The 15,739-nt window shown below is 73.8% G+C and carries 15 protein-coding genes; 7 read left to right on the top strand and 8 right to left on the bottom strand.

The window, feature by feature from the left end; all coding sequences use genetic code 11:
* Positions 1-47 precede the first annotated feature (47 nt).
* Positions 48-1,529, bottom strand: coding sequence for an aminopeptidase P family protein (locus tag ACN26Y_RS17455; RefSeq protein ID WP_155331281.1), 1,482 nt, complete (start codon positions 1,527-1,529; stop codon positions 48-50).
* A gap of 178 nt (positions 1,530-1,707) precedes the next feature.
* Here ACN26Y_RS17455 and asnB point away from each other — a divergent pair, with 178 nt between their 5' ends.
* Positions 1,708-3,669: an asparagine synthase (glutamine-hydrolyzing) gene (gene asnB, locus ACN26Y_RS17460; RefSeq protein ID WP_422733029.1), complete on the top strand. Its 1,962-nt coding sequence runs from the start codon at positions 1,708-1,710 to the stop codon at positions 3,667-3,669.
* A 70-nt stretch (positions 3,670-3,739) separates the two neighbouring features.
* Here asnB and ACN26Y_RS17465 read toward each other — a convergent pair whose 3' ends face one another.
* On the bottom strand, positions 3,740-4,843 hold the full coding sequence (locus tag ACN26Y_RS17465) for a lytic polysaccharide monooxygenase (protein WP_366602212.1): 1,104 nt from the start codon (positions 4,841-4,843) through the stop codon (positions 3,740-3,742).
* 384 nt (positions 4,844-5,227) lie between these two features.
* Between ACN26Y_RS17465 and ACN26Y_RS17470 the strand changes: the two genes are divergently transcribed.
* Positions 5,228-6,163: a PfkB family carbohydrate kinase gene (locus ACN26Y_RS17470; protein ID WP_155331284.1), complete on the top strand. Its 936-nt coding sequence runs from the start codon at positions 5,228-5,230 to the stop codon at positions 6,161-6,163.
* 145 nt (positions 6,164-6,308) lie between these two features.
* Here ACN26Y_RS17470 and ACN26Y_RS17475 read toward each other — a convergent pair whose 3' ends face one another.
* Together ACN26Y_RS17475 and ACN26Y_RS17480 are read right to left on the bottom strand one after the other, a co-directional pair.
* Positions 6,309-7,166, bottom strand: coding sequence for an MBL fold metallo-hydrolase (locus ACN26Y_RS17475; protein WP_366604056.1), 858 nt, complete (start codon positions 7,164-7,166; stop codon positions 6,309-6,311).
* The gene (locus ACN26Y_RS17480) at positions 7,163-7,558 is read right to left on the bottom strand and encodes a thioesterase family protein (RefSeq protein WP_422733030.1); all 396 of its coding nucleotides are present in this window, start codon (positions 7,556-7,558) and stop codon (positions 7,163-7,165) included. The genes ACN26Y_RS17475 and ACN26Y_RS17480 overlap by 4 nt, the downstream gene beginning before the upstream one ends.
* 134 nt (positions 7,559-7,692) lie before the next feature.
* Here ACN26Y_RS17480 and ACN26Y_RS17485 point away from each other — a divergent pair, with 134 nt between their 5' ends.
* The gene (locus tag ACN26Y_RS17485) at positions 7,693-8,757 is read left to right on the top strand and encodes a phosphatase PAP2 family protein (RefSeq protein ID WP_422733031.1); all 1,065 of its coding nucleotides are present in this window, start codon (positions 7,693-7,695) and stop codon (positions 8,755-8,757) included.
* Positions 8,758-8,766: 9 nt separating this feature from the next.
* Here ACN26Y_RS17485 and ACN26Y_RS17490 read toward each other — a convergent pair whose 3' ends face one another.
* The 3 genes from ACN26Y_RS17490 to ACN26Y_RS17500 are packed head-to-tail and all read right to left on the bottom strand — an operon-like array spanning position 8,767 to position 11,112.
* Complete coding sequence (locus ACN26Y_RS17490; protein WP_422733032.1) at positions 8,767-10,242, bottom strand: PH domain-containing protein; 1,476 nt, start codon at positions 10,240-10,242, stop codon at positions 8,767-8,769.
* Positions 10,239-10,865 (bottom strand): PH domain-containing protein, encoded by a 627-nt coding sequence (locus tag ACN26Y_RS17495; RefSeq protein WP_370463341.1) that lies wholly within the window; start codon positions 10,863-10,865, stop codon positions 10,239-10,241. Before ACN26Y_RS17495 ends, ACN26Y_RS17490 begins: the two co-directional genes overlap by 4 nt.
* A gap of 22 nt (positions 10,866-10,887) precedes the next feature.
* Positions 10,888-11,112, bottom strand: coding sequence for a hypothetical protein (locus ACN26Y_RS17500; protein WP_155331289.1), 225 nt, complete (start codon positions 11,110-11,112; stop codon positions 10,888-10,890).
* 239 nt (positions 11,113-11,351) lie between these two features.
* Here ACN26Y_RS17500 and ACN26Y_RS17505 point away from each other — a divergent pair, with 239 nt between their 5' ends.
* The 3 genes from ACN26Y_RS17505 to ACN26Y_RS17515 are packed head-to-tail and all read left to right on the top strand — an operon-like array spanning position 11,352 to position 14,385.
* Complete coding sequence (locus tag ACN26Y_RS17505; protein WP_155331290.1) at positions 11,352-12,458, top strand: AAA family ATPase; 1,107 nt, start codon at positions 11,352-11,354, stop codon at positions 12,456-12,458.
* On the top strand, positions 12,437-13,438 hold the full coding sequence (locus ACN26Y_RS17510) for a DUF58 domain-containing protein (RefSeq protein ID WP_155334135.1): 1,002 nt from the start codon (positions 12,437-12,439) through the stop codon (positions 13,436-13,438). Before ACN26Y_RS17505 ends, ACN26Y_RS17510 begins: the two co-directional genes overlap by 22 nt.
* The gene (locus tag ACN26Y_RS17515; RefSeq protein ID WP_155331291.1) at positions 13,435-14,385 is read left to right on the top strand and encodes a VWA domain-containing protein; all 951 of its coding nucleotides are present in this window, start codon (positions 13,435-13,437) and stop codon (positions 14,383-14,385) included. The genes ACN26Y_RS17510 and ACN26Y_RS17515 overlap by 4 nt, the downstream gene beginning before the upstream one ends.
* Positions 14,386-14,455: 70 nt before the next feature.
* Here ACN26Y_RS17515 and ACN26Y_RS17520 read toward each other — a convergent pair whose 3' ends face one another.
* Complete coding sequence (locus tag ACN26Y_RS17520; RefSeq protein WP_155331292.1) at positions 14,456-14,608, bottom strand: hypothetical protein; 153 nt, start codon at positions 14,606-14,608, stop codon at positions 14,456-14,458.
* Between the two features lie 417 nt (positions 14,609-15,025).
* On the opposite strand from ACN26Y_RS17520, the gene fabG reads away from it, so the two are divergent.
* Positions 15,026-15,730 (top strand): beta-ketoacyl-ACP reductase, encoded by a 705-nt coding sequence (gene fabG, locus ACN26Y_RS17525; RefSeq protein WP_155331293.1) that lies wholly within the window; start codon positions 15,026-15,028, stop codon positions 15,728-15,730.
* Positions 15,731-15,739 lie beyond the last annotated feature (9 nt).

Consider the following 15,739-nt stretch of genomic DNA (forward strand, 5'->3'; position numbering starts at 1 on the left):
CGTCGCAGACGCCGGCGGCGGGGCCCGCCGTGGTCGTTACGGGCGGGTCAGCCCGGCAGGCGCGGACCCGCCTCCCGCTGCTCTGCCAGCCACCGCTCCACGTCGTCGGCGGTCCGGGGCAGACCGGCGGACAGGTTCACCGCGCCGGTCGCGGTGACCAGGACGTCGTCCTCGATCCGGACGCCGATGCCGCGCAGCTCCTCGGGGACCAGCTCGTCCTCGGGCTGGAAGTACAGACCCGGCTCCACGGTGAGCACGTAGCCCTCGCCGAGCGTGCCGTCGCGGTACATCTCCTTGCGGGCGTTCGAGCAGTCGTGCACGTCGATGCCGAGCATGTGCCCGAATCCGTGCAGCGTCCAGCGGCGGTAGACCGTCGACTTCTCGTCCATCGCCTCGTCCACGCTCACCGGCAGCAGCCCCAGGTCGGCCAGCCCCTCGGCGAGCACCCGCATGCAGGTCAGGTGCACGTCCTTGAACTTCACGCCGGGCTTGATGACGTCGATGCCGGCCTGCTGGGACGCGTACACGATGTCGTAGACCTGCCGCTGGAGCGCGGTGAACCGGCCGTCCACCGGCAGCACGCGGGTCACGTCGGCGGTGTAGAGGTGGCGGTTCTCGACGCCCATGTCCATCAGCAGCAGCTCACCCGGACGGGTGGCGCCGTGGTTGTGCACCCAGTGCAGGATCGTGGCGTGCTCGCCGGCGCCGACGATCGAGCCGTAGCCGACGTCGTTGCCGTCGTGCCGGGCCCGCAGGGCGAAGATCCCCTCCAGCAGCCGCTCGGACACGGCCCGGTCGGCCGGCAGCGCCCGGGCGACGTCCTCGAAGCCGCGGACCGTGGCGTCGATCGCGTCCTGGAGCTGGGCGATCTCCCACTCGTCCTTGACCAGCTTCAGCTCCGCGACGGTGATCGCCAGCTCCCGGTCGCGGGCCGGCTGGCCCTCCTCGCGCGGGCCGTCGTACGGGCGCACGGCCGCGTCGACGCCGGAGTCGAAGCCGCGGAGCACCCGCGTGCGGGCCGGCGCCAGGTCGGCCAGCACCCCGTCCAGCTCGGTGAGGTCCGCGGTGGGCAGGCCCAGCTCGGCCGACTTCTCGGCCAGGGTGTGCCGCCGGCCGACCCACAGCTCGCCGTGCCGGCTGCGGAAGAACTCGTCGGTCAGCCGCGACGACCGGGGCCGCATGTACAGCGTGGCGTCGTGGCCCGAGCCGTTCGGCCGCAGCACGAGCACGCTGTCCGGGTCGTGGTCGCCGGTCAGGTACACGAAGTCGCTGCCCGGCCGGAACCGGTGGTCGGTGTCGTTGGCGCGTACCTTCTCGCCGCCGGTCGGGATCACCAGGGTCTCGCCCGGGAAGGCCGCGGAGAGCGCGGCGCGGCGCTTGGCGTAGTTCGGCACCTCGGGGCGCGGACCGACCGGCAGCGTGGTGTCCCGCCAGCCCTGCCGCATGAACGCCAGGAACGCCTCCGGGAAGTCCGGGTCGTGCGACTCGGTGCCGTCCGCGGGTCTGGTGTCGGTGCGCTCCTCGGTCATGGTCCCGCTCCCTCTCGCGTCGTTGCTGGCCCCGACGGTACCGCGCGCCGGTGCCGGCGGGGACCCGCCGGGTGCCGGGCCGTCGACGCCGACCGGTCGCGGCTGGGCGGCCCGGCCGTCCGGCAGGTTCGCCGGACGGCCGCGACGGCTGTGACGGACGCGTGGAAAGATGACGACCATGTGCGGACTCCTGGCCTTCTTCAGCGCGCGCGGCGACGCCGCCGCCCACCGCGACCACATCGCCGGGGCGTTGGAATGCCTACACCACCGCGGCCCGGACGAGACCGGGGTCGAGGTGGTCGGCGACGCGACCGGCCGGTACGCGGACGGGGTGTTCGCCCACAAGCGGCTGGCGATCATCGACGTGGCCTCCAGCCACGAGCCGCTGCCGTACGCGAACGGGCGCTACCTGCTGACCTTCAACGGCGAGATCTACAACTACATCGAGCTGCGGGAGGAGTTGGCCCGCGACTTCGGCGCGCAGTTCGCCACGGCGGGCGACGGCGAGGTGATCGTCGCCGGCTACCACTACTGGGGTGAGCGGGTGCTCACGCGGCTGCGGGGCATGTTCGCGTTCGTCATCTGGGACCGGCAGGAGCGGCGCGCGTTCGGCGGCCGGGACTACTTCGGCATCAAACCGCTGCACTACCTGGAGACCGCCGACGGCCTCTACCTCGCCTCCGAGAAGAAGGCACTGCTGCCGTTCGCACCGGCCAACTACGCCGGTGACGCCGGCATCGACACGGCGAACCTCAGTCACTACCTGACCCTCCAGTACGTGCCCGAGCCGGGCACCCTGCACCAGGGCATCCGCCGGATCGGCTCCGGCGAGTACCTGACCTGGACGCCGGGCGATCGCATCGACGTCCGCCGCTGGTACCGGCCGGTCTTCCGGCCCGCCCCGGTCCCGGACGAGCAGAAGCTCTACCACGAGATCCGGGAGACGCTGCGGGAGAGCGTCCGGATGCACATGCGCTCGGACGTGCCGGTCGGCTCGTTCCTGTCCAGCGGCATCGACTCCACCGCGGTGGTGGCCCTCGCCCGCGAGTTCAACCCGAACATCCTGACCTTCACGGTCGGCTACGACGTCCCCGGCTACTCCGAGATCGACGTCGCCCAGGAGTCGGCCCGCCACCTCGACGTGACCACGATCCCGACCAAGATCGGGCCGCAGGACATGATCGAGGCGCTTCCGAAGATCGTCTGGCACCTGGACGACCCGGTCGCCGACCCGGCGCTGGTGCCGCTGTACTTCGTGGCGAAGAAGGCCGCGGAGCACGTCACCGTGGTGCTCTCCGGCGAGGGCGCGGACGAGTTCTTCGGCGGCTACACGATCTACCGGGAGCCGCTGTCGCTCAGCACGGTCAACGGGCTGCCCGGCGGCGTGCAGAAGGGGCTGCGGGCGGTGTCCAAGGCCATCCCGCAGGGCGTCAAGGGCAAGAGCTTCCTGGAGCGCGGCACCACCCCGATCGAGGAGCGGTACTACGGCAACGCGCGGATGTTCACCGAGGAGGAGAAGCAGCAGCTGCTGCGCCGGTACGACCCCTCGGTGCGCTACACCGACGTCACCGCCCCGATCTACGCCGAGTGCACGGAGCTCGACGACGTCACCAAGATGCAGTACGTCGACCTCTACACCTGGCTGCGCGGCGACATCCTGGTCAAGGCCGACCGGATCTCGATGGCGCACTCGCTGGAGGTGCGGGTGCCCTTCCTCGACCGCGAGGTCTTCGAGGTCGCGTCGAAGATCCCGGTCGAGCTGAAGCTCCCGCCCCGCTCCGACGCCACGAAGTACGCGATGCGCCAGGCGCTGCAGGGGGTCGTGCCGCCGGCCATCGTCAACCGGAAGAAGCTGGGCTTCCCCACGCCGACCCGGGTCTGGCTGCGCGGCGAGATGTACGAGTGGGCCCGGCACGTGCTGGCCACCTCCGGCGCGGGCGACCTGCTGGACCTGTCGTACGCGCTGCGCCTGCTCGAGGAGCACAAGCGGGAGGAGGCGGACCACTCCCGCAAGGTGTGGACGGTGCTCATCTTCTGCATCTGGCACGCGATCTTCGTCGCGAAGACCCTCGACCCGGGCATCCAGCGCAACCAGTCCGCCCTGCTCACCAAGCCCGTGGTGGGCAGCATGGTCCGCTGAGGTGTAAGGAAGGGCCCCCTGTTAACGCCTGGTGCATAGCAGGGGGCCCTTCTTAACCCGGCCCCGGGCGTCAGCGACCGGTGCAGGTGACCGTCGGGAGGGTGTTGGTGCCCGTGGTGTTGGCGAGGAAGCCGAACGTGGTTCTTCCCTCGGGTGCCAGCGTGCCGTTGTACGACGCGTTGGTCACGGTCACCGACGACCCGGAACCGGTGTGCGTCCCGTTCCAGACCTGGGTGATCGTCTGCCCGCTGGGCCAGGTCCAGGTGGCCGTCCACCCCGACCAGGTCGAGGTGGTGTGGTTCATGATCTCGACCTCGCCCTGGAAGCCGCCGGACCACGAGTTGACCACCTTGTAGACCGCCATGCAGTCGCCGCTGTGCGGCGGCGGGGTGGTGGGGTTCGGCGGGGGAGTGGTGGGGTTGGGCGGCGGCGTGGTCGGGTTCGGCGGTGGGGTGGTGCCGCCGGAACCGATCCCGGTCACCTCACCGTTGCCGCCGTCGAACGTCACGTCCGAGCAGCCGAAGAAGTTCTCCTGGCTGTCCGAGCGGACCCACCGCGAGTAGATGATGTGCCGGCCGCTCTTGTTGGCCGGCAGCGCGCCGGTGAAGTAGTAGTGGCCGTCGTTGGTGCCCACCGCGCCCCGCTGCGGCGGGTTGGTGACGGTGAGGAACGGCTGCTCCTCCAGGTCGCTCCAGGCCAGCGGACGGGTCGGGCTCCAGCTGTCCTTGGTGACGTAGAAGTAGAAGGTGCCCGGGTGGTGCGCCCAGTTGCTGTAGCGGAACTCCATCGTCCGGCCGGCCGTCAGGTGGGTCAGCGGCCAGTCGGTGCGGGCCAGATCGTAGCCGCGGAACCCGGAGTTGCCGCCGCTGCAGAGCTGGCCGTCCGGGATGAAGCCGACGGTTCGGCCGCCCGCGTCGGAGCGCAGCACACTGAACCAGTTGTAGAGCGAGTTCGCCCCGCTCTGGGCCACCGCGGCGGCGCAGGCGGGGTTGTTCGGGCGGATCTCTCCGGTGGCCGTCAGGCCGTCCTTCCAGCAGAGGAAGGTCCGACTGCCCGGCGTCATGGCGGCACCGTGGGCGGCGGCCGGCTCGGGACCGGCGGTGAGCGCGACGGCGCCCACGAGGAGGGTCGCGGCCGCGGTGAGCAGCGCGGCCGTACGGGAACGGTGGGACACGGGTACTCCTGACTCGCGGGGCGCGGACCGCCCCGCGGGTGACGCGCGGGCGGCACGGCCGGCCCGCGGCGACGAGCGGTCACGACGGTCGCGGCGGGCGTGCGGCAGGAGATGCGGGCACGCGCGCCGCAGCGGTCCGCCTCGCGGACCGGTGCCCTCGCGTGATGTCCCGGCGCCGGCGGTGCGGCAGCCCCCGCACCGCCCGGCATGCGCCATCCCATCACGGACGACCGGCCCGGTGCAATAGCCGTTGCTCGATGTGTAGAACGGGCCGCCCCGGCGCCCGGATCATCAGGAGGTGGCCTGCTGCGGCGCAGCCGCCGAGTGGGGACCCTCCGACCCGGCTACGGTGGGCGCGGAAGGGTTCGGCGGACGGAGGACCGGATGGGATACGCGGTGGTGCTCGGCGAGGCGCTGGTCGACCTCCTCGACGCCGAGTGGGACGGCGAGCCGGTCTACCGGCAGGCCGTCGGCGGCGGGCCGCTCAACGTGGCGGTCGCCGTGGCGCGGCTCGGCGGCGAGGTCCAGTTCGTCGGGTCGCTGGGCGACGACGCACTGGCCGCCCGCATCCGTGACTTCCTCAGCCGCTCCGGCGTCGGCCTGGCCGGCGCGGTCACCGCGCCGGCGCCGACCGCGCTCGCGGTGGCCACCTACACCGGTCCCGAGCCGGACTTCCGCTTCTACGGGGAGCCGCCCTCCTACGCGCTGCTCACCGTCGACGACCTGAACGCCGACCTGGTGGCCGGTGCGGGCGTCGCCTACTGCGGCTCGATCGTCCTGCTGCACCCGGCGACGCTCGCCGCCGCCCGCCACGCCTGGTCCCTCGCCACCGGCCTGCGGGTGTTCGACCCGAACGTCCGGCCCCGGCTGCTCGCCGGGCCGGCGGCGCTGGACGGGCTGCGGGCGGTGGTGGCCGAGTTCGCCGCCGGCGCCCACCTGGTCAAGCTGAGCAGCGCCGACGCCGCCCTGCTCTACCCTGGCGAGCCGGTCGAGGGCGTCGCCGCGTACCTGCGCGAGCTGGGCGCCGGCACCGTCGTGGTCACCCTCGGCGCCGCCGGCGCGGTGGTCGCCCCCGCCGGTGGCGATCCGGTACGCGTACCCGCGCCGAAGGTCGACGCGGTGGACGCGACCGGCGCCGGCGACGCGGTGATGGGGGCGCTCGTCGCGGACCTCCTCGCCGACGGCGAGCCCGTGGAGCCGGCCGGGTGGCACGAGCGGGTCGCCTTCGCGCTCCGGGTCGCCGGTCTCGTCTGCGAGTCGCGGGGCGGCGCCACCGCGATGCCCTCCCGCGCCGAGGTGGTCAACCGCTTCGCCGGCTGACGGCACGCGCGGTACCCCCCACCCCCGCCCCCCCCGTCCCCGTTGATCATGGAGTTAGCGGGTGGTTCGATCTCCAAACCACCCGCTAACTCCATGATCAACGCGCACCCCCCGGCCGCCGGGTGGGGTGGGTGGTGGGTGGGGGTTAGGGGGTGCCGTTTAGGTGGGCGTAGCCGCGGCGGGTGGCGGTGAGGGCCGGGCGGGCGCCGAAGGGGGACTCCGCGGCCACCCGCTCCGGCGGTGCGCCGCCGGTGTGGCCGGCGCGGATGAGCCACGCCAGGTCGGCGAGCTGCGCATGCTGGGCCCGGACGAACTCGGGATCCACCGGATCGCCGTGCCCGGGGACGACCACCGTGGCGGCCGTGGTCATCCGGAGCAGGTCGGCGACGGCCTCCGGCCACTGCAACGGGTACGACTCCTCGAAGGCCGGCGGCCCGCTCTGCTCGACGAGGTCCCCGGCGACCAGCACGTCGGCGTCGGGCACGTGCACGACCAGGTCCCCGGCGGTGTGCCCGCGACCGGGGTGGCGCAGCACCACCCGCCGGCCACCGACATCGAGCGTGGTCTCGGTGTGCACCGTGTGGGTCGGCGCCAGCAGGTCGGTGCCGGCCAGCTCGTCCGCCAGCGCCGGCTGCTCGTCGCGCATCTCCTCGTACGCCTCCCGGCGCAGCCGGTCCGGCTCGCGCATGGCGGCGGCGGCCAGCTCGTGCGCGTACACCGGGCGGGGTGGCTCACCGGCGAGCGTCGCGTTGCCGAAGCAGTGGTCGAAGTGGTGGTGCGTGTTCACCACGGTCCACGGGTGTGGGGTGACCGCCCGCGCCGCCTCGGCCAGCTCCGCCGCCTGCCGGGCCGTGGAGAGGGTGTCGACCAGCAGCGCCGCGCCGTCGCCCACGACCAGCGTGACGTTGACCCGCAGCAGCGGCTCGCACAGCACGTGCACCCGGTCGGCGACCTCGACGAAACGACCGGTGGCGAAGTGGCCGGGGGCGGAGCGGCCGGTCATGACGGCTGTGCGGCGCGCTCCACGAAGCGCTGCCGGTCGACCAGCAGCCGCTCCACCCGGCCGTCGGCGACCGTCGTGTCGCCGTCGGTGACGGACACCTCGAACAGCAGCCGCCGCCCGTCGACCTTCGCGAGGTGGGCGCGCGCCACCACGGTCCGCCCGACCGGCGTGGCCGCCCGGTGCTCCAACTCGACCCGCACCCCGACGGTCGTCGAGCCGCTCGGCATCCGGGTGGCGGTCGCCGCCACCGTGGCCGCCTCGGCCAGCGCGAGGACCCGCGGCGTGCCGAGCACCGGCACGTCCCCGGAGCCCACCGCCTGCGCCGTGTCGGCGTCGGTGACGGTCAGCTCGACGCGGGCGGTCAACCCCGCCGTGAAGGGCTGCTCCTGCATGTCCACAGCCTAAGCGACTCCTGTAGGAGCCCGCAGCGGCTGCGGCGGGCCACGCCTGAGCCGGAAACCACGGACGTCAACTCCCGGTGGTCCTCCGTCCGCCTCCACGGCGACCGCCGTTAACCTTGACCGCGATGTCTGTCGCGACCGACCCCCAGCCTCCCGCCCGCACCGACCCGACCCCGGTGGCCGAGGGCGGACGTCGCCGCGTGGTGGCGATGACCCTCTGGAGTGTCGGCTTCGTCGCCGGCTGGCTTCTCATCGGCCTGCCCACCGACCCGGCGTACGCGTTCCTGTGGATCTGGGCCGCGACGGTCGCGTGGAACTCCACCCGGCCGTGGCGCAGCCACCTCCGCTTCGCCCGGGACTGGCTGCCGGTCGTGCTGCTGCTCGTCGTCTACAACCTGTCCCGGGGCTTCGCCGACAACGGGGCGACGCCGCACGCGTACGAGTTGATCGTCGCCGACCGGCTGATGTTCGGCTGGGCCACCGGCGGGCAGGTCCCGACGGTCTGGCTCCAGCAGCACCTGTACCAGCCCGAGGTGCGGTGGTGGGACGTCCTCGCCAGCTGGGTCTACTTCTCGCACTTCGTGGTGGCGCTGGCCGCCGCCGCCGTGCTCTGGCTGCGGGACCGGGGGCGGTGGGCCGCCTTCATGCGCCGCTGGGGCTTCCTCTGCGCCACCGGCCTGGTGACGTACTTCCTCTACCCGGCGGCCCCGCCCTGGTGGGCGGCGCAGAACGGGCTGCTGGAGGAGGTCGCCCGGATCTCCACCCGGGGCTGGAAGGCGTTCGGCCTGCACGGCGCCGGCAACCTGCTGAACGCCGGTCAGATCGCTTCGAACCCGGTCGCCGCGATGCCGTCGCTGCACACCGCGTTCGCCCTGTTCGTCGTGCTGTTCTTCCTGCGCGCGACGCGGAAGCGGTGGTGGCCGCTGCTGCTCGCGTACCCCCTCGCCATGACGTTCACCCTGGTCTACTGCGGCGAGCACTACGTGATCGACGTGCTGGTCGGCTGGGCGTACGTGGGGATGACCTTCCTCGCCGTCGGCCTGGGGGAGCGCTGGTGGGCGGCGCGGCGCGGCCGGCGTACCCAGCGCTCGTGGTCCATCCCGCACCCGCGCTCCGGGCGTACCCTCGACGGGCCGGTGGCCGGCGAGGTGCCCGCGGCGGGCGACGGCGCGGTGTCCGCCGGCCGCTGACCGCGGGGGTCAGCCGGCGCGGCGCGCGGCGTGCGACCGGGCCGTCAGCTCCGCCGCCAGGGCCCACGCCTCGGCCACGTCCCGGTCCTGCGCGGCGGCGCCGGCGCCGCCGGCCGTGTCGGCGTGCACCGTCGCCAGCCGCAGCCGCCGCTGCGCCGGCCCCTGCACGACCCGCACGCTCTGGATCCGGGCGTACGGCACGACGACCACCTGTCGGGTGAGCAGGCCCGACCGGACGGCGAAGACCTTCCCGTGCAGCCCCGCGCCGAGCACCTGCCGGCTGAGCGGGTTGAGCCAGCGGGCCCGCGCCGGCGGTCGGGTCAGCGGCAGCTCGCCGAGGCGTACCCCGGGCAGCACCTCGGCGAGGATCGTCTCCGCCGTGCGCAGGTCGCCGACCGGGAGCAGCCGGTCCGGCCGGTTGCGCTCGTCGGACTCGCCCACCGCGTAGCCGGCCACCTCCAGCCGCAGCCGCAGCCACCCCTTGACCCGCCACAGCAGCGGCCAGGTCGCCCCGACCGTCTGCACCCGGTGCAGCGGCACGGTCTGTGCGCGGGTCTCCAGCAGCCCGTTGCGGACGCGCAGTGTGCCGGCGTCCCGGGCGAGCCGGAAGTTCCAGTCGTCCAGCACCCGGCGGATCGGTTGCAGCAGCACGCCCGCCATGGCGGTCAGCGTGCTCGCGACCGCGATGAACGACCAGGAACCCTCGGAGAGGAACTGCGCCACCACGAACGCCACGCCGAACGGAACCAGGAAGGCCTGCGGCGTGAGCAACTGGCTGAGCAGCAGATCCTGGTTGCGCACGGCGTGCAGCGGCCGGCCCGGCGGGACGGCCGCGTCGCCGGGCGCCGCACCCTCGGCCGGGGCCTCCGGTGCGGCGACGTCCTGGGGGGCGCGGCCGGCCAGGGCGAGCAGCCGCTGCCGCAGTGCCGCCGCGTCCGCGACGCTGAGGTACGCCAGCGGCGCCTCGGTCTTGCCGCTGCCGACCACCTCCAGGCGCAGCTCCGCGAGACCGGTGAGCTGGGCGAGCAGCGGCCGGACCACCTCGACGGCCTGGAGCCGCTCCAACGGGATGGCGCGGGTACGCCGCCACAGCAGCCCCTCGTAGACGCGCAGCTCCCGGCCGACGACGTGGTAACCGGTGTTGTACCAGCTGATCACCGCGAGCACGGTGGCGCCCAGCGCGAGCACCGCCGCCATCACCGCGAACCAGCCGAGGCCCACCCGGGACAGCGTCGACCAGGAAAGCCCGGCGATCACCACCACCAGGGACTTGGCGCCGTGCAGCGCCGGGGACAGCGGGTGCAGCCGGTGCCGGGGCTCCGCCTGGCCGGCCGGGAGGCCGGGGCCGGGAGCCGCCGGATGGGGTCCGGGCGTCGGGAAGGCGCCGTGGTGCGGCGCGGCGCCGGAGGGTGGGTAGGGAGCGGGGTGCGGCTCCGGGGCGGGTGGCCGGACCTCCTCCGGGCCCCGCTCGGCGCGGTCGCTCACAAGCCCTCCGCCCGGTCCCTGCCGAGCGCGGTGAGCCGGTCACGCAGCCGGGACGCCTCGGCCGGAGGCAGCCCCGGCACGCGGGCGTCGCTGGCCGCCGCGGCGGTGTGCAACTGGACGGTGGCCAGGTCGAACGCGCGCTCCAACGGGCCGGCGCTGACGTCGACGAACTGCATCCGCGAGTACGGGACGATGGACAGCCGGCGGACCAGCAGGCCGTGGCGGACCAGCAGGTCGTCCTCGCGTTCGGCGTACCCCCAGGCGCGGACCGCGCGCACGATGGCGACCACCCGCAGGCAGCCGAGCAGCAGCACCACCGCGACCGCCGCGCCGAACAGCCCGCTGCCGCTGAGGGCCCAGCCGATGGCGAGCAGCGCCATGACGACGAGGAGGAGAGCGGCCAGCCGCAGCAGCTCGACCCAGATCAGGTTCGACGAGACGGACTGCCAGCGGACGGTCTCCGGCCACGGCTCCAGCGGGCCGGCCGGCGGCCGGCCGGGCGGCGCCGTGGGCGGGCCGGGCGGCGCCGTGGGCGGGCCGGGCGGGGCCGGTGGCCGGCCGGGCGGGGCCGAGGGCGGGTCGGTCGGCGCGGGCGGCGGCCCGGCGCGGTCGTCACCGCTCACCGCGGGAATCCGTTGTGCGCGCTCACGCTTCGAGGGTAGGCGATCCGGCCACCGGTACGACCTCACGCAGGAAGCCCCGCAGGTCGAGGAAGTCGCTGAGCGAGGTGCGGTGGTCGGCGCAGGCCAGCCAGGTCTTGCGCCGGGCGGCGTCGTGCAGGCGCGGATTGTTCCACCGCAGTGCCCACTCCGCGGGGGCGCGGCAGCCACGGGCCGAGCAGACCAGGGCGTCGGGTGCGGGGGTGTCCATCCCGGCCAGTCTAGGGTGGCGGGGAGGAGAAGATGAGCGCCGGGCGGCCACGGGGGGAGCCGCCCGGCGACGGGGTGAATCGTGCACGTGCCGGCCCCGTTCCTGTCCACCCGTGATCGGCGATTCGGGGACACCGGACGGCGTGGCGGAAATCGGGTTCTCATCACCTCGGTGCTCAGCCGGGCATGTCAGTCTTGTAACGCACCACGCCCGACAACCGATCATGCTGTGGAGGACCGGTGGCCCAGCCGACCACGCCCGACGCCACGACCCCCGACGGGGCGGGCCCGGAGACACCCACCCCGGCGACGACGCCGGCGGAGGACGCGACGCTGCTGGAGCGGGCGCTGTTCGAGATCAAGCGGGTGATCGTCGGGCAGGACCGGATGGTCGAGCGGATGATGGTCGCGCTGCTCGCCCGTGGCCACTGCCTGCTGGAGGGCGTGCCGGGCGTCGCGAAGACGCTCGCCGTGGAGACCCTCGCGAAGGTCGTCGGCGGGACGTTCGCGCGCGTGCAGTTCACGCCCGACCTGGTGCCGGCCGACATCATGGGCACCCGGATCTACCGGCAGTCCAGCGAGAAGTTCGACGTCGAGCTGGGGCCGGTGTTCGTCAACTTCCTGCTCGCGGACGAGATCAACCGCGCACCGGCCAAGGTGCAGTCGGCGCTGCTGGAGGTGATGAGCGAGCGGCAGGTGTCGATCGGCGGCGAGACCCACCGGGTGCCCGACCCGTTCCTCGTGATGGCCACCCAGAACCCGATCGAGCAGGAGGGTGTCTACCCGCTGCCGGAGGCGCAGCGCGACCGCTTCCTCATGAAGATCATCGTGGGGTACCCGACGGACGCCGAGGAGCGGGAGATCGTGTACCGGATGGGCGTCGCGCCCCCGGAGCCCACGCCGGTGTTCGACACCCCGGACCTGGTCGCCCTCCAGCGCAAGGCCGACCAGGTCTTCGTGCACAACGCGCTGGTCGACTACGCGGTCCGGCTGGTGCTGGCCACCCGCAGCCCGGCCGAGCACGGCATGCCCGACGTCGCGCAACTCATCCAGTACGGTGCCAGCCCGCGCGCCTCCCTCGGCCTGGTCCGCGCCACGCGGGCCCTGGCGCTGCTGCGCGGCCGCGACTACGCGCTGCCGCAGGACGTGCAGGACATCGCCCCCGACATCCTCCGGCACCGGCTGGTGCTCAGCTACGACGCGCTCGCCGACGACGTGCCGGCCGACCATGTGGTGCACCGCGTGATGGCGACCATCCCGCTGCCGTCGGTCGCTCCGCGGCAGCAGGCCACGCCGACACCGGCCGCCGCGCCGCCGGGCGCCGGCTGGCCCGGGCAGCGGCCGTGACCTCACCCACCCGTCGGCCCCCCGACGCCACCCCCCGCGACCGCTCTGAGGCCGCCCTGTCGCGCCTGCAACTGCTCGTCACCCGCAAGCTCGACGGCCTCCTCCAAGGCGACTACGTCGGGCTGCTGCCCGGCCCGGGCAGCGAGGCGGGCGAGTCACGCGAGTACCGCCCCGGCGACGACGTACGCCGGATGGACTGGCCGGTCACCGCCCGGACGACGACGGCGCACGTGCGGCGTACGGTGGCCGACCGCGAGCTGGAGACGTGGCTCGCGGTGGACCTGTCGGCGAGCCTCGACTTCGGCACCGGCCGCTGGCTGAAGCGGGACGTGGTGGTGGCCGCGGCCGCCGCCCTCACTCACCTGACCGTGCGCGGTGGCAACCGGATCGGCGCCGTCGTCGGCACCGGTGACGAGCCCGCCGCGGGTGGTCGGCGACGCCGGCCGCCGGCGCCCGGGCCCGGCCTGTTCACCCGGCTGCCCGCCCGTTCCGGGCGCAAGGAGGCGCAGGGTCTGCTACGGGCGATCGCCGGCACCGAGATCCGCCCCGGGCGCGGGGACCTCGGCGTGCTCGTGGACATGCTGAACCGGCCGCCCCGCCGGCGGGGCGTGGCCGTGGTCGTCTCCGACTTTCTCGCGCCGCCCGCGCAGTGGGTCCGCCCGCTGCGGAAGCTCCGGGTCCGCCACGACCTGCTGGCCGTCGAGGTGGTCGACCCGCGTGAGCTGGAACTGCCCGACGTCGGCGTGCTCCCGGTGGTCGACCCGGAGACCGGCGAACTCCACGAGGTGCAGACCGCCGATCCGCGGCTGCGCGCCCGGTACGCCGAGGCCGCCGCGGCCCAGCGGGCGGAGATCGCCGCCGCGCTGCGCTCCGCCGGCGCCGCCCACCTACGACTGCGCACCGACCGAGACTGGCTGCTGGACATGGTGCGCTTCGTCGCCGCGCAGCGGCACGCCCGCACCCGGGGGACGACACGATGATCCGTTTTCTGCAACCGTGGTGGCTGCTGGCCGTGCTGCCGGTGCTCGCCCTCGCGGCGTTCTACGTGTGGCGGCAGCTGCACCGCCGGGCGTACGCGATGCGCTTCACCAATGTGGACCTGCTGCGTACGCTCGCGCCGAAGGGCCTGGGCTGGCGCCGGCACGTCCCCGCGGCGGCGTTCCTGCTCTCCCTGCTGGTGCTGGCCACCGCCCTGGCCCGGCCCGCGGTGGACACCCGGGAGCCCCTGGAGCGGGCCACCGTGATGCTGGCGATCGACGTGTCGCTGTCCATGCAGGCCGACGACGTGGCGCCGAACCGGTTGGCGGCGGCCCAGGAGGCGGCGAAGCAGTTCGTCGACGAACTGCCGGACAGCTACAACCTCGGCCTGGTCTCGTTCGCGAAGGCGGCCAACGTGCTGGTGTCCCCGACGAAGGACCGGCAGGCCGTGACGGCCGCCATCGACGGCCTGGTGCTGGCCGAGTCCACGGCGACCGGGGAGGCCGTGTTCACGTGCCTGGAGGCGATCCGGTCGGTGCCGGCCGACGGCGCCGCCGGGATTCCCCCGGCGCGGATCGTGCTGCTCTCCGACGGCTACCGCACCTCGGGACGGTCGGTCGAGGAGGCCGCGGCGGCGGCGCAGGCGGCCAACGTGCCGGTCTCCACCATCGCCTTCGGCACCGACGGCGGCCAGGTGGACATCGGTGGCCAGTTGCAGCGGGTGCCGGTCGACCGGCTGGCCCTGGCGGACCTGGCGGAGACGACCGAGGGGTACTTCTACGAGGCGGCGTCGGTGAGCGAACTCAAGCAGGTCTACCAGGACATGGGCTCGTCCATCGGGTTCCGGACCGAGCCCCGTGAGGTCACCCAGTGGTACGCGGGGGTGGCGCTGCTGTTCGCGCTCTGCGCGGGGGCGGCGAGCCTGCTGTGGTCGTCCCGGATCCTCTAGGACGACTCGCGTCGGTCCAGGGCCCGCCGCCGACGAATGGCGGCGACCGGTCCTGGACCGGCGCGGCGGGTCAGTGGCCGCCGTTGGCGAGGACGAAGAGGACGGCCACCCAGACGGCGGCCAGGGTGAAGCCCAGCGGGGCGACGTAACGGCTCATGGGATCGGCTCCGGTGGCGACTGGGCGCGGGCGTGGCAGCCCGCGGGGATGGGTCAGAACGCGCACACGAAGTCGTGACCGGGCGGCTCCGGCCGACACCAGCGGTCGTCCCGGCCGGCGGCCGGGTCGGACGGTGCGGGGAGCAGGGCTGGTCAGCCGGGCTGGCGGGTCAGGGCTCAGCGGGGCTGACGGGGGTCCCGGCCACGACTGGGAGGATCGCTATCTCGCACAGCGATCACCTCCTGCGGTCGGCGGGGCCCGAAACGCGAGCCGGTTCCCGGCTCGCAAACGGGGATCATCGTACACCCGCCGCCGGCGGTGCGCGCACTCGGCCGACCGGCCGACGACACCCGTCCGCCCGGCCGGACGTGGCGTCCTTCACACCCCCGCTGACCAGGTACGACGTCTCCGGCGTTAGCGCTTACCTACCGGTAACCCCTAGGCTCCGACCGACGTGGAGATCGGCTGAGCAGAGGGGGAACCGTGGCCCGTACCGTCCTGGTCACCGGGGGCAACCGGGGGATCGGCCTGGCCATCGCGCAGGCCTTCGTCAAGCAGGGCGACCGGGTGGCGGTGACCCACCGCAGCGGCGACGCGCCCGAGGGGCTGTTCGGTGTCCGCTGCGACGTCACCGACTACGACTCGGTGGACGCGGCGTTCGGGACGATCGAGGCCGAGCTGGGGGCCGTTGAGGTGCTGGTCTCCAACGCCGGCATCACCGACGACACGCTGCTCATGCGGATGTCGGAGGAGCAGTTCACCCGCGTCCTGGACACCAACCTGACCGGCGCGTTCCGCTGCGCCAAGCGCGCCTCCGGCCGGATGCTGCGCGCCAAGTGGGGCCGCATGATCTTCATCTCGTCGGTGATCGGCCTGTACGGCGGCCCGGGCCAGGTCAACTACGCGGCCAGCAAGGCGGGCCTGGTCGGCGTCGCCCGCTCGATCACCCGCGAGCTGGGCAGCCGCAACATCACCGCAAACGTCGTCGCGCCCGGCTTCATCGACACCGACATGACGGCCGCGCTGCCCGAGGAGCGCCGCACCGAGTACCGCAAGGCCATCCCGGCGGGCCGGTTCGCCACCGCCGACGAGGTCGCCGGCGTGGTCACCTGGCTGGCCAGCGACACCGCGGCGTACATCAGCGGCGCGGTCATCCCGGTCGACGGCGGCCTCGGCATGGGCCACTGAGAAAGCACG

It is taken from the genome of Micromonospora sp. WMMD558 (assembly GCF_049315255.1).
Lineage (GTDB): Bacteria > Actinomycetota > Actinomycetes > Mycobacteriales > Micromonosporaceae > Micromonospora.